Raw genomic sequence first — 22,736 nt, 5'->3', positions numbered from 1 at the left:
GAAATTACTCAATTATAGACATCATTATATCAAAACAATCATACAACTTTGTTCGATTTTCCATTTATAATTTCACGATACCACTCGTGTTTTTGCCGTAAGATAACTAAACAAAATAATAATCCTACCAAGCCATAATGTCTTTTTATCATTCTCTATGATTTCTAAGTTATCATAATCTTGTACAATTTACCATGGACAGAAATAAAACCATTTTGAATTTACTTATCATATATTTTAAAAACTCGACATTCACCGGGACCAAGTCTCAAAGGCACTGAATCAGTAACTATACTTATGCCGGCCCGTATATCATCTATCTTTTTTGTCCCATTGAGCTTCATCTGACGTTCAATCGGATATATTTGCTTATTTACTGCAAATACAAGAAGTACTCCCTCTTTACGAAGCAAGAACAAGTTAACCGGTGGAGATGATTTAACAGGAAAATTAACAAAAGGCTCGACAAGCTGATGGAGTTGTTCAGCAATATTCTCGGTTTGCGATAAAGCATACGCAGTAAGTATCATACGCCCCTTGCCATATTCAGTCTCAACCACAGCTGGTGTCCCATCTGAAAAATAAGCAAGAACTTTTAAATCTTTGCTTAAGTTATATTTCCAGCACAAACTTTTGTGAGAAACAGGTTTGATACTTAACCCTGATTTTAAATTAATATCAGATGGAAAAGTTACTCGTTTAACCTCGGTTATTCCAAATATATTTTTAAGTATACGCTGATTTGCAAAACCATGTTCAGTATATAAGCCTAATGGGCCTGTTGCAATAAAAATGCCCCCTTTTTTTACAAAATCCATAACTTTTGCCTCACTCTCATTTGAGAGAAACAGAGGCTGAGATGCTATTACAACTTTGTACCCGTTATAATTTGAATCCGGGGCTATAGGGTCGCTCTGAATATCCAATGGATCGTGAAGCGCATCAAAGATATAATTTTGTTCAACTTGAGTGCAAATAGTATCTTCTTCAATTGCAGTACCAAAACTTTGCGTAGTACTTTCCGGCACTTCCAGCAACGCCACTTGCGATATCACTTCAGCTCCGTCAATTTCGCCTCGAATTCGTGAGAATTCCTTTCCAGCATATTTCAATGCGTAAAGCGTGCGATTCCAATGTAAATTATCAGGCTGTATCATATTGTATACACCTATACCGGCCTTGAGCGTGTGAATATTAAATGACCTGACACCACGCGATAATGCTATCCAGAAATTACGCTCAGCCGCTGCACAATTTACATTTTCACTCTCAACAACCGGAATAGCCCAATAGCCACTTGTGCCATCATTAAGCTGTAACCTGCTGTTATATGGACCATCAAGCGGTGTCATATAATATTCACCAAGCCCGAGTTGTGCATTGTTGGCCTGAGCTCTCATGAAATCCAACGAATATAAGACCCACATATGCATGCCTGTCATATCGACATATTTGGTAATACGATGATACGGCAGTCTCCCCGCGCCATCATTTCTATAGGGCCGCCCTGTCGCAGATACTTCTGAAAAACGTTCACGAACTATCTTATCAGGCGATATGCGTTTTATTGTTTCATAATCCTCACGGAAGTGATTTACAATTACATCATCCTGAAATAGCCACCACTCATACCATACAGGACGTTTTGCTATTTCAGTAACCCCCTCTTTGCGCACATCATACAGTGTAGGAGGTTTAATAACATTAAAGTCTGTATAATTTTTTTTAAGAGCCGCATTGAACCTTTTTATAGAGCCAAATTTAACTTTAAGCCATTCCTGAAAATGCTTGACAATATCGTCACTATAACCCAGATACGCAGATGGCTCATTATCCATATCATAACCGATAATCTCAGCTTTATCCTTGTAGTAAAGGGTTACCTTCTCGAGAACTTGCCTGCGACGGTCAAGAAATGTCCTGTTCCAGATACTTGGAGGGTATATTTTACGCCCTGAGTATATATAAGGCTCTTCTCCTAAAGGCATATCCTTGTGGAAGAATTTATAATTACCTTCTCCAAAATTAAGCAAATCAGATGAATCTATACTCATAAAGTATCGCCAACCTGTCTGTTTTAGCGCTCGGAGCATGTCATTATAAATCCATAGATTCAAATCATTATCATCCACAACTGTAGGATCAGAGTCCTTTTTTGTAAAACAAACAAGGCCGGCATGCTCTACCGCGGTATTAAATCCCAGTTCACTCTGGCGTTGGAACGACCGTATAATAGAATATTCACGCACCTTGCTATCCGATGATCTTGAACTGCCATATGAAGTCAGCGAACAATGAGAGCCAATAAGCAAAGGTGGTCCTGGCTTAATATTAATCAAATCTAATTTTTTTTCTTTTAATGCCGAAGATTTGATACCGCTTGTAGCATCCAGAATATGAGTTAGAAGCGTGTTACCCCTGCTATATGCATTTCTATATCCTTTTATAGCTTCATCAAGCTTGAGTGTAACAAGAAAATGATCAGAAGAATCCATTTCGCTAAAAATATCCTGGAGTTCAGAATTAAATTTTTTAGCAATATTTTCCTGTCCTATGTATGTTTCAACTGCTCTGAGATTTTCCAATTCAGAGTTACATGAGGCCACTATATCAGAAAGCTCTGCCCTTAGTCTGCCGCAAATCGTCCGTTTCCCAAGATAGCGGGCAAAATCTTCATTTCCTTTGAGCCAATAAAGAACTTTATAGAAGAATTCACACCTTGACCAGGGGTGACGCCCGCTCGTAGTACCAATATAGTTTCCATATTCGAGCGGAAATGCTGAATATAAGACTTTACCTTTTCCGACCTTCCAGTAAACCAATGCAGGTATACCGTTTGAAAATCTGGCAATGACTTCCGAACCCAGTTTGATTTTCACAGGGTAATAATACGGCTGTGGCAAATAATCCGCCCAATTAATATCGGAAAAAATTGGATGATTGTAATCTGTCGGCAATATCATCAATACCTGGTCTTTTGGAACAAAAGTAATAGCTTCCCCTGCCTGTTCAACAGGAAGAATCTGCAATAAATCCCTGATAGTCTCATCAACCGGCCAGGAGATATATAGCGAACCACCTGCTTTTACATAATCAACTATATTTTTTGATTGCTGCTCATTAGGCTCGATTTCCGTCCGAGGCGTGCTATGATTGGCTCCCATCATCAAAACGTCATCAGAATCAAAAGTGACATCATAGCCCTGACGAGAGACAGGACCAGATACATTTAACTCATTTGGGTCAAGCCAAGCGGCTATCCTTTCAGCATCACCAACAAATTTATACCTCAAAGGAGGCATGCTAACAGGCCCATTTGGTAACTTGGTTAAACCAACCTGCACAGGCTGGTCGGATAATGTAAGGCCGATAAGCCCTATCATACAATTGCTTTGACCACGCTTTTCAAGCCTTATAGATTGCACAACCTTGTCCTTAAGCGGAAAAGAGCTTGCGCCGATTGCAATGTTGCCAACTGAATTACGTCCAGTCCATGCTTGAATATAATTCGGCTTGTTCGATAAATCCTGCCAATCCGTAATATCTCTGCCATAAACAATTTCATGTTCATCTTCCTGACCATCAGCATATTTTACAATATATGCAGCAACAACTTTCCCATCATCTGTTCCGGATTTTGCCCAGCCGCTTGTATACAAAGCATAAAATGAACTTCCACTCCTGCCAATAGGTATATCAAATTGTTCTGGGAAATTCTGACCATGGTTGGGCCCACCCTTCAGGATAATTGCACTCATACCCTTGTTATTATTTGGTTCAATGACATCAAAAACAATGCCGCTATAGAGGTTCTTTCCAGAAACGAATTGACTCATATCCCTTCCTGCTCCCTCGTCCATCCATCCGCCGACTCCATCATTGGCAAGACTGTCTCTAAATCCCATATTGCAGACTGGCTTGAGGTCAACTGTAACGAAATTTGCATCCTGACAGCTGCCATATAAAAGAACCAATTTGCCTCGAGTATCAGGGACTGCTATAGATGAATTTATCCTGCGTTTTGGGTTACTGATATCTCTGGTGTCTATGAATTCAAAAGGTGGCAATTGCTCACAGATTACATTCAGCTTACCTGTGTCACATTTTGAAAGGACAAGTTCTCTTATGTTTTTTATAGTGGCATTTTTAAATAGCGGATCTTTTTGCAGTTCACCTGTAACTTCTTTTCCATCAGCAAGAAATGCTCTGAATGGAGAACCTGTACAAAAAGAGTCAGATGTCACAAAACCAATATCCGTAGACATAACATTATCTATAAAAGCCAAATCATATTTTATCGAAACCGAATTGCTTCTGATTTCAAAAATAATACTGTTGTGTTCAGTATTGACTGTATCAGCTTTGAAAAGCACAACTAAATTAATACCATTATCAACGATTATTTCTTTTGTATGGTATGGGATATTGCAATCATGGTGAACCGCCTTTGAGTTGTCCGACTGATTTTGACGTATTTTGAAAAATGCTTCAGCTACAGGCCGGTTTTGAAAATTGATTGCAAGGTTTGAATAGTTCAAAATTTCGACAGATGTATAGCCGACATTCAGAACCTGTCCTTGAGTTGCCAAAGAAAACCGACATAACAAAAGAAGTAACAGGAAACCAAAAATATTTTTCATAATACCATCCTAAACAGCATCTCACCTTTAAAGATAGACCATATTTGTCCTGAGAACAGGTCAAATATAACCTTTATAAAACTATTATACTCAATTGTATCAATTAATTAATTGCAATTATCAGTGCACTGGAACCATGTCGTAGCAATCAATGCTAAATCTTTAAAATTTACATAGCAATCGTGATTTAAATCAGCTTCATAGTATATAGTGCTGGGATCACCGCATTCAGTTGGTTTAGGCACAATCACCAATGCTGTGATTTCAGCAGCCTTGTATGTCAGGTCGAAATTGGACAGGTTAATAGTATTCGTTTTGTCCACAGATGTCCATTGTACATTATCCAAACCACTGCTATCGTCGTTTATGGAGAAAAGCGAAGTAGTCTGGTAAACATCCTGCAATCGCCAGAGAGTAATGCTTTGAACTTCAAACCCCTGGGGTAGGTTGGTCAAAGCCAGATTTGCTTCAACAACGTCAGTATCTTTGTCAAAATTTAGACCCCATATAACAATTTCATTTGTTCCACTGTCCCGGGTAACATAGCGGCGAAACCGTGCATTGCTGTATGAGCTTACCAAATCATCTCCCATATGCTCAGCAAGTATTTTATGAGCGAGAAACTGTGGCCATTTTGTGGATGCAAAATATTTAGGACTAGGGAGGAAATGAGCGGCAAGCACACCTTCTTCTGCGAAAGTGAATATTTCCTCAGCAACAGCCAGCGCCTGGCACATACGTGCGCCTACAATCGTTTCTGAAGAACCACCACAACTCGGATTCCATTCAGTAAAGGCTATCTTTATCTGGTTGACATCACGACCACTATCGTTGATGTGGCTACGTATGGGAGCTAAAATAGTATTGACTGCCCAGTCTTTGATGCTGCAAAGCCCATATTGCCACTGGTCATCATCATAATACTCACATGGCATATAGCATATCGGGCCATACGGATGAAATACTACAAAATCAACTTTGAGCGAATTGTCGTTGAGCACTGCATCCATTATACCAAGATTGAGAGTGTCTATGTTGCCAAGCGAGGGACCAACATTTATGCTGGGATCTACCACCAGCATCGCCTCAGTGATTCCCTCATATCTGTCATGATAATCATCAACCAAGCTCTCCACCTCATTGCCTATTTCCCAGTATATGTCGGTCGAGATATTCGGTTCGCCCGGATTAGGTAATTCATCATAGTATCTGTAATTGTCCGACCACGTAATTTCATCCAGAATACGATTGGCATCAGTGTCTTCGGGAGGAATCATATCTCCCTGGCGATATAACTGGAGCATATAATTAGTGTAATACAACCAATCTGCTGCCAGCTGGGCAAGTGGTGGTATGTTTGTATCTGTATACACCCAGTTGCCATCGATTATCGTTCCCGTTCCAAATGAATTAACATTAATAAACGCCAAAGCGTTAGCTTGCTGCGCATCACGAAGAAACTGAAGCGTTGAACGACCACGGCCATCATATACACAACAGTTTGCTGTCCGGTCTTTCCAGTTATAAGTATTTGAGGGACAACCATTGGCTACGCCGCGCAGGCTGGTACCATCTACAGCAACAAGCGTCTCGTCAAGCATTTCACCATCAAAAAGGGCTGGGTCATAAACCATTCCTGCCACAGCCCTATTGAATGGGTTGCTGCTCGACATATCTATAGGTATTGAACAACCAGTCATAGTCAGTGTAACACTGTCGCCGGGGCCATTATAATCATAAACAAGCTGCCTTCCATAACACGTCGGATACCCTCCGCCATTATCCGCATCATATCTTTCAACAAAGCAAAGTTTCTCACCTTTCTGAAGCACGATATCTTGAAGTTCGGACTTTGTCGATAAATCGGCAAGCACTTCAACCTGACTAATGTCGTGTATCAGAGTAGAGCCTGTCCAAAGAGTTGAAATAGTCGAATTAACATCGATTTTGCCGACAAGATAATTAACATACCTGTCGCCCCCGCTCCACACATATCCATAGACCTTGCCTGATATGTCATATTCTCCCGGCTCATCCCAGTTATGAGTATAGACTGCCCAAATGCTATTCCATTTATCTGATAACGCGCCTCCGCCTCCGGTTACCACTTTTTGCCAAAATACATCTCCGGATACAAAATATTGTGAATACTTTAAAGTCGGCATCTCCCAAAAAAAAGTGTTGTCATAACTTGAGCCGGAAGGATTGTCGAAATACCAGGGCAGAGGGTCAAGTTCACTTAAATCCAGTTCCATAACATTACTGTCATACAAAGGATTTATTACATCACCTTCATTTAACTGCCGATAGTATTGCCATATAACCTGATCAGGAAAGCTTACACTGCCGTGGAAGTTGTTTCCATCGGTTACGTTTATTGCAGCGGTATAGTCACCGTAACGCGACATTGTTACATCACCGAGGCATGGCAATACAGAAAAACTTATCAAACATAAAACCAAAATTATCATTATGAGCTTATTCATTCTTATTACTCCTTAATTTAAACTTAGTGTTCAAATAATCATTTAAACACATTAAATCATTCCAACGAATTGCAGTACCATTGTTCCGCCATCTCCGCAACATCTCCATAATCTACCTTACAATCGTGATTCACATCGCCTTGAGGATAGGTATGGTCGCGTCCGCCACAAAAAACACTATGAGAGCCGGTTACATAGTCCAAATATACTGTTATATCAGAACTCATTGCCACATTATAAATGTTGACATAATACGCACTGGAATTAAGCCACCTACCGGCGGAACTGGCATAATTATTCACGGGTGTCTCCCATATCAAATCGTTGTTGTCGTCATACACATAGCCTCTTATAGTATGGGCTATTGTATTCAGCACCAGTTTAACTTTATTCCAGTTGAATGACTCAAAGGTGCCATTGGGAGGTTGATTTGAATCCTCCCATGCCGTATTGCCATTGTAATAACCCTTGAAAGACATCGTCTCGTCGTCGTATAACTCGATTTTAAACCCCATATATATCGGCGGATGACCACTATATTCGCCGCGAACAGGGGCGGGACTGACCTCAATATAGAAATAACTGTAGCTATTCTCAGTAGAAAAGCGGCATTCAATCACACAGTTGCCGTCACTGTCAGGGATAATAGGCTGCTGCCCATATATACCTACCGGCTTGTCGCCACCACCGGTCATACCATGTATAATAAGCCGCGAGAAACCATCGGTCTCGACCACATCATTTATGTCGCTTTTATACACATACCATAAATTGGGATCTGGTGTCTGGCCTTCTAATGTATTGAAATGCTCATAAATGTCATATCCCTCATGCAAAACCGGATCAAGCGGTGTCATAGTTAATGTAACACTGTCGCCAGGGCCATTGTAATCATAAGTGCCATGCTTTCCATAGCACGTCGGATGCCCTCCGCCATTATCCGCATCATATCTTGCAGCAAAGAACAAGTTTTCGCCTTTCTGAAGCACGATATTTTGAAGTTCGGACTTTGTCGACAAATCGGCAAGCACTTCAAACTGTCCATTGTATATCAGGGTAGAGCCTGTCCAGAGAGTTGAAATAGTCGAATTAACATCTATTTTGCCGACAAGATAATTAAGATACCTGTCACCTCCGGTTTGTACGTATCCATAGACCTTGCCTGATATGTCATATTCACCCGGCGTTTCCCAGTTATGAGTATAGACAGCCCAGACACTATTCCATTTATCCGATAGCTGGCCACCACCGGTAGACATTGATTGCCAAAGATAGTCTCCGCCTGCATAAAATTTTGAATATCGTAAAGTCGGCAGCTCCCAAAAAAATTTGTCGTTATAATTTGGGTCATAATAATCTGTAATCCACGGCAGAGCCGAAAGTTCACTTAAATCCGGTTCCATAATATTACTGTCGTACAAAGGATCTATTACGTCACCTTCATTTAGCTGTCTATAGTACCGCCAGATAACATCGTTAGGAAAGCTTACGCTGCCATGGAAATTGTTTCCATCACTAAAATTCGTTGCAGCAACATAATCATCGTAACGCAACATTGTTATGTCACCGCTTGCTGATTTTACGGCTGCATTGACAAATATCGCAACTATAACAATTATTATTAAAGTTTTTATTTTATTTTGCATTATTTACTCCTTATTTCTTATTTAATTCAAGTAACGGATTAAATAAAACTTAAAAGTATCACTATAATTTTCAGGTTCCGAAACATATTTTTTCACTACTCTTTACCACACCGATTAAGTTACAGCATAATATCTAATACCGTACAACTACCGATACATCATCAATCCAGAGGTCTTCGCCTGCATCAATGTAACTGCCTTTGAATCTAATGTTGAAAGTTGGGTGAAAATACTGTGTATCACTGCCTGAATTATAAATGGTCGTTTCATATTGATGCCAGGTGTCTTCAGGCGAGGTGTTCCCAATCTCAAATATAGTCTCATTGTAATACCCATTATTATCAAGAAACTCTAAATAAACATTATCGTTATCATCTATGCCATGGTCCATATACCAGAAGCTTACAGTGATACTGTAACACTCCGAAGTATCGATGTAGTCCGAATATAAACTCATTTGTCCAACGCTACAGTGAGCCGAGTAACTGCCGGACTTTTTCTGGGCCGTTGTCCTGTCCCAAAGCGTGGTACCGAAGTCATCCCATTTGTCAAAATTGCTCTCGAAACCATCCGAAAACACTGTTGCGGGAGCACATGAATAAACCAATGTCTGAAAATTAACATCCTCTGCCGAGTTGCTGTCTTCGAGAACGATTCCGCCACGATAAATGTCTTCTTGAGTTGCTATAATGCTAATGTCGCCAGCTGCACCATTACAGTCAATACCAAGTGTGCAAAGTGTGCCGCTTGCACCAGGAGCATTAACTTCAGAATCAACAGGCCAGTAAAGTGAACTCATCCCAAGAATAATATGGTTGCTCGGTAAAACCTGGTCAACTGTTCCCGGAGACCCTGAAGAATCCAGCGGAGTACTATAATCCTGCACAATGCCATTGCCATCGATAACAATTCCGCCCATGAAAATACCGTAGCCGGGACTTGTGGCTGTGCTTTCGCCATCTATCTTAAAGCCGGTAACAGAAGTAATCATAGCTCCGCCGCTAACCTGGATATTCAGAGCAAATGCTCTTGGTAATTCGTCATCCCCTGTAGCGTCATAATTTAGATTCACGGTATGATTACCATTATCGCTAAAACTTACCGTTAAAGCAAATACTGGAAATGCAACCAATGAAACCATTACTAATGCTAACAAATTTTTCATTATAAGACCTCCTAAAAAATAAATTTTACCTCCAAACAATATAGAAGATGAGGCACTAAACGAACAGCAGGCACTTGGTCTTGCCAATTATGCCACCTGTTCCTGTTTCATTTCACACATCTCTTTCCTATGCGGTGAAGAATACATGAAAAAATTAAAAAACTTCTTGTTATTCCCTTTTTTAATTAAGAAAAATGACGTGTTATTCAAGAGGTGCTTTAAAGGTTTTTAAATTTTAATCCATATGAAATCATAAAATACTAAACGCTAAAATTCTGCTAAATGTACAACTGCCATTCATATCTTTCTCTGAGTTACGAGAGAAATCCGATATAATAAAAATAAAAAAATTTTATTAAGCTTACCGAACGATATATCTATATATAAACACAGACCCTATCTCTCCTTATTCAAGACAAATAGGGCCTTTACAAAAGCAATATAGATGTATCCATACATTTGATTTGTTTGGATTCTCTAATTAATCACAGTTATCGGTGCACTGGAACCATGTTGAACCAACTAATACAAAATCATCAAAATTTACTATGCAATCATGATTTAAATCAGCAGCAATGTAGGTGGTAATATAATCATCGCATACAGTGGGCTTAGGTATTATCACCAATGCCGTAATTTCAGCAGCTTTATATGTCAGGTTAAAATTAGACAAATTAATAGTACTCGTCTTGTCCATAGACGTCCATTGTACGTTGTCCCAGCCATTGGGGTCATCATTTATGGAGAAAAGCGAAGTAGCCTGATGAACATCCTGTAATCGCCAAAGTGTTATGCTTTGAGCTTCAAATCCCTGGGGCAGATTGGTCAAAGAAAGACCTGTTTCAGTAACATCGGTATCATTGTCAAAGTTTAGACCCCAGATAACAATTTTGCCGCTTTGGCTGTCACGAGTAACATAACGGCGAAACATCCCATTTCTATATGTGCTTACCAAATCATTTCCCATATTCTCAGCGAGCATTTCATACGTCAGAAAGTATGGATATTTTGTTTGGAACATATTTCTGGGACCTGGAAGGAAATGAGCTGCAAAAACACCTTGGTCCGCAAAATTGAATATTACCTCAGCAACCGCCAGCGCCTGGGTCATACGTGCTCCCGCAACCGTAGAAGCAGAAGCACCACAGCTGGGATTCCACTCAGTAAAGGCAATTTTCATCTGGTTAACATTGCGTCCACTTGCAGTGATATGGCTGCGTATAGGCGTTAAAATATCATTGACTACCCAGTTACTGATACTGGCAAGGCCAGACTCATACAATCCAATGTTGTTATACTCACTTTCATTGTAGCATATCGGGCCATACGGATGAAACACGACAAAATCAACCTGGAGAGAACTATCGTTGAGCACTGCATCCATTATACCAAGATTGAGAGTGTCTATGTTGCCAAGCGAGGGACCAACATTTATGCTGGGATCTACCGCCAGCATCGCCTCAGTGATTCCCTCATATCTGTCATGATAATCATCAACCAAACTCTCTACCTCATTGCCGACTTCCCAGTATATATCGGTTGAGATATTCGGCTCGCCCTGAGCTGGTAATTCATCACAGTATCTATAGATGTCCGACCATGTAATTTCGTCCAGAATGCGAATCGCATTGGTATCTGCAGATGGGATAGTATCACCCTGACGATACAGCTGAAGCATATAATTAGTGTAATACACCCAGTCGGCTGCCAATTGGGCAAGTGCTGGTATGTTCGCATCTGTTTCTACCCAGTTGCCGTTGATTCCCGTTCCAATTGTAAACGCATTTAGATTAATAAAAGCCAGGGCATTAGCAAACTGCGCATCACGAAGAAACTGAAGTGTTGAACGACCACGGCCATCATAGACACAACAGGCGGATGCTCGGTCTTTCCAGTTATAAGTATTTGAGGGACTACCGTTGGATACGCCTCGCAAACTCGCATTATTTACAACACTAAGTGTCTTATTGAGCATTGGACCGTCAAAAACATCCGGACTGTAAACCAACCCTCGTACAGCCTCATTGAACGGCTTGCTGTCTGCCATATTTATGGTGACGGCAAAAGAAGATGATGCTGAAAAACTTATCAGACATACAACCAAAATTATCATTGTGAGCTTATTCATTCTTTAAACTCCTTCATTCAAGTAGTTTCCATATTTTTTCAACGCAGAACAAATTATTCCAGTAAATTATCAAGCCAATGTTCTGCCATATCAGCAACATCCAGATGATTTACCTTACAATCGTGATTCACATCACCTGCAGGATAAGGACGGTCTCTTCCGCCGCAAAAAACACTGTGAGAAGCAGTTACATAGTCCACATACACTGTCGATCCATGGCTATATGTCACATTATAAATATTGACGTAATAACTATCGGAAACAAGATAATTCCTCAGGTCGCCATAATTTTGCTCAGACGTTTCCCATATCAGATTGTCGCTGTCATCATATACATAGCCTTTTATTGTATAAGCCTTTGTATTCAGCACCAGCTTAGCCTTATACCAGACGCCCTGTTCAAATGAACCGGCAGGAACTACTACATTCGGGTCCTCCCATTCCATATTGCTGTTGAAATACCCCCTAAAAAACATCTTTCCTAAATTGAATTTGAACACTAATCCCATATATATTGGCGGATGGCCGCTATATTCGCCGCGAACCGGTGCAGGACTGACATTAATATTGAAAAAAGTGTAACTACGTCCAATAGTACTGCCATTACTGAAGCGACATTCAATTACGCAATTGCCATCACTGTCAGCTACGATGGGCTGCTGCCCATATACACCTACAGGTTTGTCTGGTAAAGACGGCGTATAAGGGTCTCTTATCATAATAAGCCGTGAGAAACCATCATTCTCTACTGTATCAGCAGTTTCATCACTTTTGTACACATGCCACAAATTGGAGTCTGGTACCCCACCGCCCACATTAAAATGTTCATAAACATCATATCCCTCTCGCAATGGCGGCTCAAGCAGCTTCATAGTCAGCATAACGCCATCATTAACATCATCATATGGGTCACATGGGTCACCAATATCTATATGGTGATCAATAAGGTATTGGTAGGCATAATCCCCAGGGTAGCCCCCACCATTATCTGCATCATACCTCGAAACAAAAAACAGGCTTTCACCTTTCTGAAGCACAATGTCTTTAAGTGCGGCCTCTTGTGACAGATCAGCAAGTACTTCCTCCACACTGTTGTGCACCAGGGTTGATTTTGTCCAGATGGTCGAAATACTCGAGTCAATATTGACCCTGCCAATCAGACAATTGACATACCTTTCAGGTGCACCATTATAGTAATATTCATAGAGTTTACCTGTTATGTCATATTCCCCCGGCTCATCCCAGTTGTGAGTGTAAACCATCCAGGCACTATTCCATTTATCTGTTATGCTGCCGCCACTTCCGGTCACCATTTTCTGATAAATGTCTCCTCTCTCTGCAAAAATTTTTGAATATCTTACAGTAGGCATCTCCCAAAAAAACTGGCTTTTTGCCGGAATCCAAGGCAGGGGAACAAGTTCATTTAAATTAGGCTCCATAATAGGACTGTAATATTCAGGGTCTATATAGTCATAATACTCGTCAACATTTAACTGTCGATAGTATCGCCAGATAATATCGTTAGGAAAGCTTACGCTGCCATGGGCATTGTTTGGGTCACTTGAGGCACTAATATTTGTCGCAGCGTCATAGTCATCATAACGTGACATTGTAATATCGCCATTTGCGGATTTTATAGTTATATTAACAAATATTGCTGCCATAATTATCATTATTGACGCTTTTATTTTGATTTGCATTATTCGCTCCTTAGTTTATATTACAGGTTTACCCGCAAAAACTTTACAACAGCACACAAAAACCAAGTGCCAATCTACATCATTCAATAGGAGCGGAGCATAAATACTCCGCTCCTCTTTGCTGACTAATCCACAGAAACAATACTCCCGCTTATTTTTTCCGTCGCAAAAATGCTAACATACTTCCAATGCTCAAGAGGCAAATTGTGGCCGGCTCTGGCACCTCTCCAAATATCTGGAACTCATCGCACCGAAAGTACCTGTTGTAGGAGCCGTAGTCCAGCTCCATAGTAATTTTAACGTGCTGGCCTTCCACAGCGGTTTCCACCCCTGCACCCTTTTGAATATAATATACATTAGCGGCTCCTCCATTAGTAGTCTCTAATCCTTTCGAAAAACTGTAGAAATTCGTCCATGTCTCACCATCGACCGAATAATCAATGCTGATACGATTGGGAGTTACGTGACGATAGTAGGGACCTTTAAACACATCTACATAAATCGAGGTAATATCGCAAAGTTCTCCCAAGTCCATTCCTATCGTCAATACACCCGGGGTTACGCCACTGGTCCTTCTCCATATCGCCTCATCAACCGTTGGAATCAGGTCAACCGGAGTCGCAAACACACCATCCGTCAACAGCGTGTTAGCATTGGCTGGCCCTTCGCCAGGATATTGTTCAGCATGGAACCAAAGAACATCCGTATTCCAACTAACCGTATAAGCACGTCCTTGCGACAAATTGATCGGCGTAGCTTGTGTCACTCCACTCAATACCATCACCAAAAAACATCCAACAATAATACTCGCAATTCTTACATTACACTTCTTCATTTCTCATGCCTCCTTTAAAATAATATTATTCGCCTTGAACATGCAGTTAACATCTTTCTGCACAGCTGTGTATAAGTTTATTCTATTACCCTTATATATGTCAAGAAAATTCCGAACAAATCTAATTAAAATTCCCCAACACACAAAGAAAATTTTTTATACCTTTTTTTAACACAAATATTTTTGCTCATAAGTGCCTATTTAATATAAAGTTATAATACTTTTAAATCTTAAATCCATGCGTAACATGGACACGCATAACAAAAAATATCTAATAATTTTGTTTTTTATTTTTACTTTAAAAAATCGCTTGACATTTTTTTGAAATATGCTAACATTACTCTTATGCAACAGGTGTTCATATAGAGTCTATAATGAAAAACAATGAGTCAAATGTAGTTGAAATGTTTCCACTGCAACATACAACCTCTTTTGAAGTTGCAAAGTTGGCAGGTGTAAATAGGTCTACAGTATCCCGTGTAATCAACCAACCAAATCAAGTCAATAGAGAAACGAGACGGAAAGTAGAAGCGGCTATGAAACGTCTCAATTACCATCCATGGTCAGGTGCGAAATTTTTAGCCAAACGCCGCAGCGGGATTGTTGGATTTATTACTGACACGCCTAAGGACTCCGATGTGTTTGCAACAACCAATGGTATCCTTGAAAAACTCACAAATTTGGATTACATGTACACAATGAGTACAATACTACCTGATGCGACTCTGGAACAATTAAAAGAATTGCCGATGATTCGGCAACATAGTTGTGATGGTCTTATCTTTGAATTAACCTTCAATCACGGAAATATGACCGAGTTTTGTGCTAAATTGCCAATTCCTTACGTCCTAATTAATGCTGAGAATCCACTGCTGGAAAACTGCATAATCTACAACGACAGAAATGCCGCCAAAATGGCTGTCGATTATCTGATTTCAAAGGGGCATAGACGCATAGCTTATATGACTGGCGGCAGAGGTGGAAACCCTCATATAAGCATCGTCCAGAGGGAGCAAGGCTATGAAATAGCAATGTTAAGGGCAGGTCTCAAACCTGTCCCAGACTTTAATGTTCACCTGCCTGCAAAGACTGAATCTGACGAGATATACGATAGGCCTTTTATAGAGAGAACCGAGCGGTGGCTCAGTGGTCCTGAACCAGTAACCGCTATTCTAACATATAGCTCTTTACTCGCCGTGAGGCTTGCAAGAATGGCCTATGACAAAAAAATGTTTATACCAGAGCAATTCTCGTTAATGTCCTGCGATGATAACAGCAACTATAAGGAAATGTTACCTCTGACTTCAATGGCATTTGACCGTAAACGAATTGGCTGCATAGCTGCCGAAATGCTGCTTGGCAAAAACACTGCTGATCCACAAGCAAAATGGCCTTCGATTTACATCGAACCAGAATTGATTGAAAGAGGAACCGTCAAAGACATTCGGAGTTCTTTCTGACGTGCAAATATGAGATTCCAAAATATCAAGATTGAAGGAATAGGTAAAATGAGATCAAAGCATTCTTATCAAAACCAGAGAAAAGCATTTACTTTAGTCGAGTTATTGGTAGTTATTTCTATTATTGCCCTGTTACTGGCCTTGCTGCTCCCGGCTCTTAATAAGGCCCGCGCTCAAGCCAGAAGAACTGTCTGTGCGTCTCAACTTAGTTCTTCTGGAACAGCTTTTATAACGTACGCTACCGACTACACTTTTTTTCCATGGCCTGGAACTGTTGCTAATACCCCAGAAGGCATATCTGCGTGTTCCCTGTATAAAATACCGCCCGGGCAGGCATTTGCCTTGGCAAAGTATGGCATTTCTGACACGATAGACGATTCATGGAGGTGTCCTTCATATCGCAGCAGTATGGGCGACCCTTTCAGTAAGGCCGGTTATAGAAAGAATATAAGCGGAGACAATGTGGAATGTCCCAGGGAAGAAGCTGATTATTTTTATATTGACTGCTACAGGATTCAAACACACCTAAATACAGCTGCACGAAAAACATCTACAACACAAATAAAATACCTTTTTTATGGCAATCGGATGGGGCCTTTTAAGCCTGGAAGGTCACCGGGTAAACTGACAGATCGTTCCGGCCCTTTATTAGCAGACAGACTTCAACGATGGGGACACTTCACATCCAATCATTGTAAATTAAGTGGTGGCTTATCTCCTATAGGTTATAATCAGCTATACTCAGATGGCAGTGTTATATGGTGGCCTATCAGTAAAGTTGTACCCGGTCTTGTAATAGGCGATGTACCCAACTTCAGTGCTGCAACATGTGCTCCTGCCGATCTTACCTCAAATAACCCCTACTATTACTGGGTGGAGTAAGGATTCCTGCAGCAGTCCCGTTACAACCTGACCGACCTAAGAAAAACTATTTTGCCAGATTAATTGCAATCATATTGCAGCCTTTGTGATTATCAATAAAAGCAAAGAAGATAGGAGTAAAAAAACGTGAAAAAACAGCAAAAATCTTCGGATATTAAAAAAAAGAAACAATCGGTTCGGCCTGATTATGTTCGAAACTATTTAGACACAATTGTCAGTGGACTTGAAAAAATTTACAGTAATCAGCAGGAAATGATAAACAAGTGCGCCGCTATTATCGCAGATCGTATAGCTGAAGATGGTCTTATTTATGTTTTTGGGAGCGGAGGTCATTCCAATATGATGGCTGAAGAGATGTTTCATAGAGCCGGCGGGCTTGCCTGTGTTTCGCCAGTTTTTGTGGACAGCATTCGTATACCTCACGTTCCATTAGGCGAACGAAGTTATGGTATTGTTCCGTATATTTTTGATTTTTATGAAATTGAAAAAAATGATGTCTTACTGCTTGTAAATGGCTATGGCATAAATCCGGTTACCATAGAGACCGCCCTTGAAGCAAAAAAACGTGGAGTCAAGGTAATTGCTGTAACATCAACCGACTATGCCGAACGGCTGCCTAAAGATTTTGTAGGCCGTCATCCTTCTGGCTCCAATCTCCACGAAATGTTTGAACACGTTTTGCTGACTTATATGCCTTATGGCGATGCTATAGTCAATATTGACGAAATCGAAAGCGGAGTTGGTTCTTATTCAACTTTTGCCAATGCGTTTATTTGTAACAGCCTTGTAATTGAAGCGGCAAATATTCTCGCACAACGAGGAATAGACCCTCCTATAATAAATAGCATAAATGTAATAGATGGCTTTGAAAAAAATCGTAAACTATATAAAAAATATCGTAACCGTATACGGTGGCTATAATAATATAGGAAGAATTATCCAAAATGAATTCAAATTTGCCCAAAGAGGAAGGTTTTGATTCTCTGAAATTTATGTCATTTCCTCCACTGTCGAAGTGTCCCGGAAATTATGACATGCAGGAATTATTGGAAATTTCTGACCATTATCTCAAACATGAGTTTAACGTTCTCGGTAGCGGCTGGATTAAATCGTATTATGGAATGCAGTGCCAGGGTTTTGAAGAATGTAATTATAGCGATACCAGCGTAACACTTGAATCTGTAATTTCCCAGCTTCCTGAAACAATTCAAAATCGAAGCAGAGAACGAACAAAACTTGCCTGTTATTATGTGCCTGCTTATGAGCCAATCGATTGGCATATCGATTTGAAGTCCGGGTATCGCTATATGCCGCTCCATCACAGTCAGTTAAAATATGGTACGGTTGAGGGCGCAGATGCTAAAGTATCTGCTGATCTTTCAAGAGGTTACCATTTAGTGACACTTGCTATTGCCTGGCAAAAAACAGGTAACGACTTATATCGCAAAGAGGTTATTGCGCAAATGCTGGATTGGCTGACAGTCAACCCATATCTATATGGCGCGGGCTGGCGAGCGGCCATGAATGTAGCTATCCGTACTGTAAACTGGATAACAGCTTTTTCGCTTATCAAAGACAAGTTTGATCTCGCCAATGAGAATGACCAAAAATTTGTGGAAATTTTTATAAATAGTATTATCGATCACAGGCGTTTTATTTCGGCAAATCTTGAGTTCTCAGAAAATGATTATCACCCTAATCATTATATTGCCAACCTGGCTGGTCTGATTGCTGCCTGTACATTTCTGCAATCGGTTGATATGGAATCGTTTGGCTGGCAAAGGATAGCTTTGCGGGAATTATCCCGAGAAATCAATTATCAGGTACTTCCGGATGGCTTTGATTTTGAAAATGCAACAGCATATCATGCATTGGTTCTGGAAATCACGGCATACGCCTTGATACTCTCGGCAAATATGGAAAAACATTTTGCAATTACTGATATAAAAAAGTGGATAAATTGCAAAATGGGGGATAACTTTCTCGGAAAGTTATATAAAATGTTTATAGTTTTACGCGATATTACTCAGCCTAATGGACTTATTCCTCTTATTGGGGACTGTGACAGCGGAAGATTTCTCTATGTGGAACGGCCCGGAAATGATACAAGAGATTGGAGATTTTTAAACTGCGTGGGCGCAGCTCTTTTTGAAGATGCTTCCCTGCTTCCAAACACTGTGGAACAAAAGCATTGGACGGCAGCACAAAATCTTTTCGACGCTAAAAGTGTTATGCCCAATAGAGATGAACAAAGCTGTGCATATACCGATGCCGGTTTCTATATTTTTAAAAACAGTAATTTTTTCTGTATGACAAGTTGTGGCCCCATAGGCACTGCAGGCAGGGGCGGACATTGCCACAACGATAAACTTGCCGTTGTTTTATGTATAGAAGATAAAGAGATTCTTATCGACCCAGGCATCTATGTTTACACTGCCAGCAGGAAATATCGCGATTATTATCGCTCAGTTTTTTCACATAATACAGTAGCCATTGGAGATCAGGAGCAAAATCGTTTTTCGGATAAATCACAATGGTGGGGTTGTTATGAAGAAACACAATGCCGATGTACAGACTGGAATATCAATGAAGAAGAAGTTTTTGCTGGGGAGCATTATGGATATACAAAACTGGATAAGCCGGTAGTACACCGCAGAAGTGCTAGATGGATCAAAACACAGCAAAAACTGATTATTGATGATTATATAATAAAAAAATATAAAAGTGAAGATTTGCCGAGAATGAAATGGAGCTTCATTTTGCACCCAAAATGTAAGGTTATAGCCATGGAAGGCAATCTGGCTGTTGTTCAGCAAGGCTCACTTGAAGTTAAATTTTGCATTTCTACAGGAAAATGGGAAAAACAGCAGCACATTTACTCCCCTGCTTATGGGGTTAAAACTGACTGTGAAAAGCTGATTGTTGAGCTTCCTGATGGAGCCGAAAAGAATGAAACTATCATATCCTGGTAACTACTTACATGACAAAAAATATTGATTCCAATCCATGTAATAAGACAATACCTTTTTGGCAATGGCTTAAAGAAACTCCCGTCGCAATTTTAGAAGAAAATGAACTTCCTGTCTGGTCCGACCCATCTGAAGTTGTTGAAGCTGTCAAAGCAATGGGGGCTGAATTTATTCGATACCCAGCAATTGGCTGGGGGGCTCATTTTTACGATAAATCCGACTGGCTTCCCAAATACCCACTTATCGAAGATAACAATGACCTTTATGGCAAGATAAGTCAGGCTGTAAAAAGTCACGGCATAAAGATAATGGCATATTGCCATTATGGCGTACTTTATCCTGAACTGGAAAAAAGTCATCTGCATTGGCTGGCAAGGGATGCGGAAGGAAATTTGCTCAGATGGAATGGCGGTACTCATTATATGTCCTGTATGTGCAATGAGAGTTTTATCGAAGCTATGCGCAATGCGATTACAGAGGTGGTCAGTAAATATAACCCAGATGCCGTCTATCTTGATGGCCCGACGTGGTACGGAATCTGTTATTGTGAACATTGCAGGAAATTATACCGCAATAAATATGGCCAGGATTTACCTATACCAGTTTCTTATACCGATGGAAGCCTGCAAAGAATGAACATTATCCGTGACGAAGTTGTTGCAAATATAGTCAGAGGTGTTCAACGAGCCATTAATAAAATATCGAAATGTCCTTTGTGTTTTAACGGCACACTGCATACCAAGCCCCATCACCGGACAGGACAACCGGAATTAACATCTGCTTTTGCAGAGGGTATGAATACAACAGAAGTTCACCGGCCCGGTTCATTATGGGAAATGCTGGAGGCCGTTAAGTTAGGAGAAAGTTTAGAAAAAACATCACTTTGTTATTTACCCCCAGGACCGTATGATACATTAAGAACTTATGACTTGCCCGAAATGGATGTTTTAGGGGCGGCTTATCTTATGCATGGAGCCACGCCTATGCTTGGAACAGTCTCTAGTTATATCAAGGACAAAACTGGAGCAAAGAGAATGTATAATTTTGTGAAATTTATCAAGGCAAATGCCTCTATTTATTATCAAAGTACCTCAATTCATGAACTCGGGTTGGTATATTCAAGAGCTACCAGTAATTATGATCATGAAGTAGACGTTTCACAAACAGGCCTCGCTTTTTCCGGAGCATTCAGGGCATTGCTGCAAGGGCATCGTCAATTCGACTGCATCTTTGATACTCAATTTACTCCAGAGAGACTTTTGAGATACAAAGCAATATATATGCCCTGTGTATCGGTATTGAGCCGAAGCCAGGAAGATATGTTACGCAATTTTGTGCAGGCTGGCGGATCACTTATTGCAAGTGGTGATTTTTCCTTAAAGGATGAAGAAGGAAAGCCTGAAAAAAACTTCAGCCTTTCAGATTTGTTAGGCGTGGATTTTGCAGGTTATCAACCCGCTGTCCAATATCATCCTAGAGAATACCGTGAGACATCACCACATCATGGTTTTTCACAGATTCCGGAGGTATATTTAAAACTTGGAGATAATAATATTTGGCCGATAGATAAAAAAGGCAGACTAATGCCTGTTTCCGATGCCGTTGTAGGTATACCTGAGCTGAAACGCTATATAGAATATTATATCGTCCATCCTCACAAAGAAACTCAAACCTTAGCCGATTTATTTCTTCCTGCAGGAGGAGCGTTCGGCCGGCCTTTGGATTTCCCATTGGGCACTCCCCCTGGTATAACAATTAAAAAATACGGTAAAGGCAAAGTAATATATATCTCTGTGCCATTGGAAAAAATTTATTTAAGGCGAGGTAATCCTGAAATACGTCAGATTCTAGTCAGATTAGCAGATATTGCACTTGACGAATGCCCGGTCGTAAAGTTGGATGCCCCAGCAGCAGTTATATGTAATGTCACACAAAACCAGGATGGTACAATTTTCATTCATCTGCTCAACTATACCGGAAACATGTTCGAATGTTCTAATCCTGTGGAATATATCTCCCCAGTTAATAATGTCACAGTAAATATCAAGCTTGAAAAAAAACCATCAAAAGTGAAAACTATTTGTGATAACACACAGGTCAAATGTGATTATAAAGAAAATTACCTGAGAATCATACTCAGCCAATTAAATATTTTCCAGACAATTATAATTATGTAGGATAAAGTAAACGATTATATATATAAATCCAGATATGAATCATAAAAACTACTGGTTTAAATTCTTATTAGTCTATATTGGAGAACAAAAAAGTGAAACGGTTAAAAGTTGCAATCATTGGTCAAGGCAGAAGTGGCAGGGATATTCACGGCAATTATCTTATAAAAGACAAGGCAAGATACAAAATCGTTGCTGTCAGTGATATACTTAAAGAACGTTGTGAGCGTGCAGTACAGGAATACGGATGCCAGGTTTACAGCGACTATCGACAGCTTTTCAGACACAAAGACCTTGATTTAATTATTAACACCTCACCAAGCAATATGCATGTGCCTGTATCGCTTGAGATTTTAAATGCAGGCTTTAACTGTCTATGTGAAAAACCTTTTGCGCAAAGAATAAAAGATGTCGATAAGCTCATAGCAGCGGCAAAGAAGAATAAAAAGATACTGACAATATTTCAACAGTCACGCTTTGCTCCATATTTTCAGCACATAAAAAAGGTTATCGAATCAGGTGTACTGGGCAGAATTGTACAAATCAACGTTGCGTTCAGCGGTTTCGCTCGCAGGTATGATTGGCAGACTCTGCAAAAATTTATGGGCGGCAATCTGCTCAATACAGGTCCACATCCGCTCGATCAGGCAC

13 protein-coding genes are annotated in these 22,736 nt (G+C 40.2%); 6 read left to right on the top strand and 7 right to left on the bottom strand.

Translation table 11 applies throughout. The features are described from left to right. Positions 1-221: 221 nt before the first annotated feature. The 7 genes from WC496_01680 to WC496_01650 form a co-directional block, all read right to left on the bottom strand. Positions 222-4,640 carry a beta-galactosidase gene (locus tag WC496_01680; protein ID MFA5291726.1) on the bottom strand — a complete coding sequence of 1,473 codons (4,419 nt, stop codon included), beginning with the start codon at positions 4,638-4,640 and terminating at the stop codon, positions 222-224. Between the two features lie 107 nt (positions 4,641-4,747). Beyond that, the gene (locus WC496_01675) at positions 4,748-7,126 is read right to left on the bottom strand and encodes a hypothetical protein (protein ID MFA5291725.1); all 2,379 of its coding nucleotides are present in this window, start codon (positions 7,124-7,126) and stop codon (positions 4,748-4,750) included. Positions 7,127-7,182: 56 nt separating this feature from the next. Then, positions 7,183-8,772 carry a hypothetical protein gene (locus WC496_01670; protein MFA5291724.1) on the bottom strand — a complete coding sequence of 530 codons (1,590 nt, stop codon included), beginning with the start codon at positions 8,770-8,772 and terminating at the stop codon, positions 7,183-7,185. Between the two features lie 133 nt (positions 8,773-8,905). Continuing rightward, complete coding sequence (locus WC496_01665; protein ID MFA5291723.1) at positions 8,906-9,937, bottom strand: hypothetical protein; 1,032 nt, start codon at positions 9,935-9,937, stop codon at positions 8,906-8,908. A gap of 481 nt (positions 9,938-10,418) precedes the next feature. After that, positions 10,419-12,065, bottom strand: coding sequence for a hypothetical protein (locus WC496_01660; GenBank protein ID MFA5291722.1), 1,647 nt, complete (start codon positions 12,063-12,065; stop codon positions 10,419-10,421). A gap of 53 nt (positions 12,066-12,118) precedes the next feature. Then, positions 12,119-13,729, bottom strand: a complete 1,611-nt coding sequence (locus WC496_01655) for a hypothetical protein (protein ID MFA5291721.1) — start codon at positions 13,727-13,729, stop codon at positions 12,119-12,121. Positions 13,730-13,916: 187 nt separating this feature from the next. Continuing rightward, positions 13,917-14,600, bottom strand: coding sequence for a PEP-CTERM sorting domain-containing protein (locus tag WC496_01650; GenBank protein MFA5291720.1), 684 nt, complete (start codon positions 14,598-14,600; stop codon positions 13,917-13,919). Between the two features lie 374 nt (positions 14,601-14,974). Here WC496_01650 and WC496_01645 point away from each other — a divergent pair, with 374 nt between their 5' ends. The 6 genes from WC496_01645 to WC496_01620 form a co-directional block, all read left to right on the top strand. Further along, on the top strand, positions 14,975-16,060 hold the full coding sequence (locus tag WC496_01645; protein ID MFA5291719.1) for a LacI family DNA-binding transcriptional regulator: 1,086 nt from the start codon (positions 14,975-14,977) through the stop codon (positions 16,058-16,060). Between the two features lie 48 nt (positions 16,061-16,108). Then, positions 16,109-16,942, top strand: coding sequence for a prepilin-type N-terminal cleavage/methylation domain-containing protein (locus WC496_01640; protein ID MFA5291718.1), 834 nt, complete (start codon positions 16,109-16,111; stop codon positions 16,940-16,942). A gap of 126 nt (positions 16,943-17,068) precedes the next feature. Next, positions 17,069-17,863: a sugar isomerase domain-containing protein gene (locus WC496_01635; GenBank protein MFA5291717.1), complete on the top strand. Its 795-nt coding sequence runs from the start codon at positions 17,069-17,071 to the stop codon at positions 17,861-17,863. 329 nt (positions 17,864-18,192) lie between these two features. Next, entirely contained in the window at positions 18,193-19,914 is a 1,722-nt protein-coding gene (locus WC496_01630; GenBank protein MFA5291716.1) for an alginate lyase family protein, read from the top strand. A gap of 8 nt (positions 19,915-19,922) precedes the next feature. Further along, the gene (locus WC496_01625; GenBank protein MFA5291715.1) at positions 19,923-22,088 is read left to right on the top strand and encodes an alpha-amylase family protein; all 2,166 of its coding nucleotides are present in this window, start codon (positions 19,923-19,925) and stop codon (positions 22,086-22,088) included. Positions 22,089-22,180: 92 nt separating this feature from the next. Then, positions 22,181-22,736 (top strand): Gfo/Idh/MocA family oxidoreductase (locus WC496_01620; GenBank protein ID MFA5291714.1); only part of this gene is annotated, 556 nt, incomplete at its 3' end.

This window comes from Phycisphaerae bacterium (assembly GCA_041652575.1).
Lineage (GTDB): Bacteria > Planctomycetota > Phycisphaerae > Sedimentisphaerales > UBA12454 > UBA12454.
Note: the sequence above shows the minus strand (reverse complement) of the source record. Positions and strands in the feature narration are given on the sequence as shown.

Bases quoted from the DNA above. Each gene is read 5' to 3' on its own strand.
- WC496_01680 (MFA5291726.1), bottom strand. From the start codon at position 4,640: ATGAAAAATATTTTTGGTTTCCTGTTACTTCTTTTGTTATGTCGGTTT.
- WC496_01675 (MFA5291725.1), bottom strand. From the start codon at position 7,126: ATGAATAAGCTCATAATGATAATTTTGGTTTTATGTTTGATAAGTTTT.
- WC496_01670 (MFA5291724.1), bottom strand. From the start codon at position 8,772: ATGCAAAATAAAATAAAAACTTTAATAATAATTGTTATAGTTGCGATA.
- WC496_01665 (MFA5291723.1), bottom strand. From the start codon at position 9,937: ATGAAAAATTTGTTAGCATTAGTAATGGTTTCATTGGTTGCATTTCCA.
- WC496_01660 (MFA5291722.1), bottom strand. From the start codon at position 12,065: ATGAATAAGCTCACAATGATAATTTTGGTTGTATGTCTGATAAGTTTT.
- WC496_01655 (MFA5291721.1), bottom strand. From the start codon at position 13,729: ATGGCAGCAATATTTGTTAATATAACTATAAAATCCGCAAATGGCGAT.
- WC496_01650 (MFA5291720.1), bottom strand. From the start codon at position 14,600: ATGAAGAAGTGTAATGTAAGAATTGCGAGTATTATTGTTGGATGTTTT.
- WC496_01645 (MFA5291719.1), top strand. From the start codon at position 14,975: ATGAAAAACAATGAGTCAAATGTAGTTGAAATGTTTCCACTGCAACAT.
- WC496_01640 (MFA5291718.1), top strand. From the start codon at position 16,109: ATGAGATCAAAGCATTCTTATCAAAACCAGAGAAAAGCATTTACTTTA.
- WC496_01625 (MFA5291715.1), top strand. From the start codon at position 19,923: ATGACAAAAAATATTGATTCCAATCCATGTAATAAGACAATACCTTTT.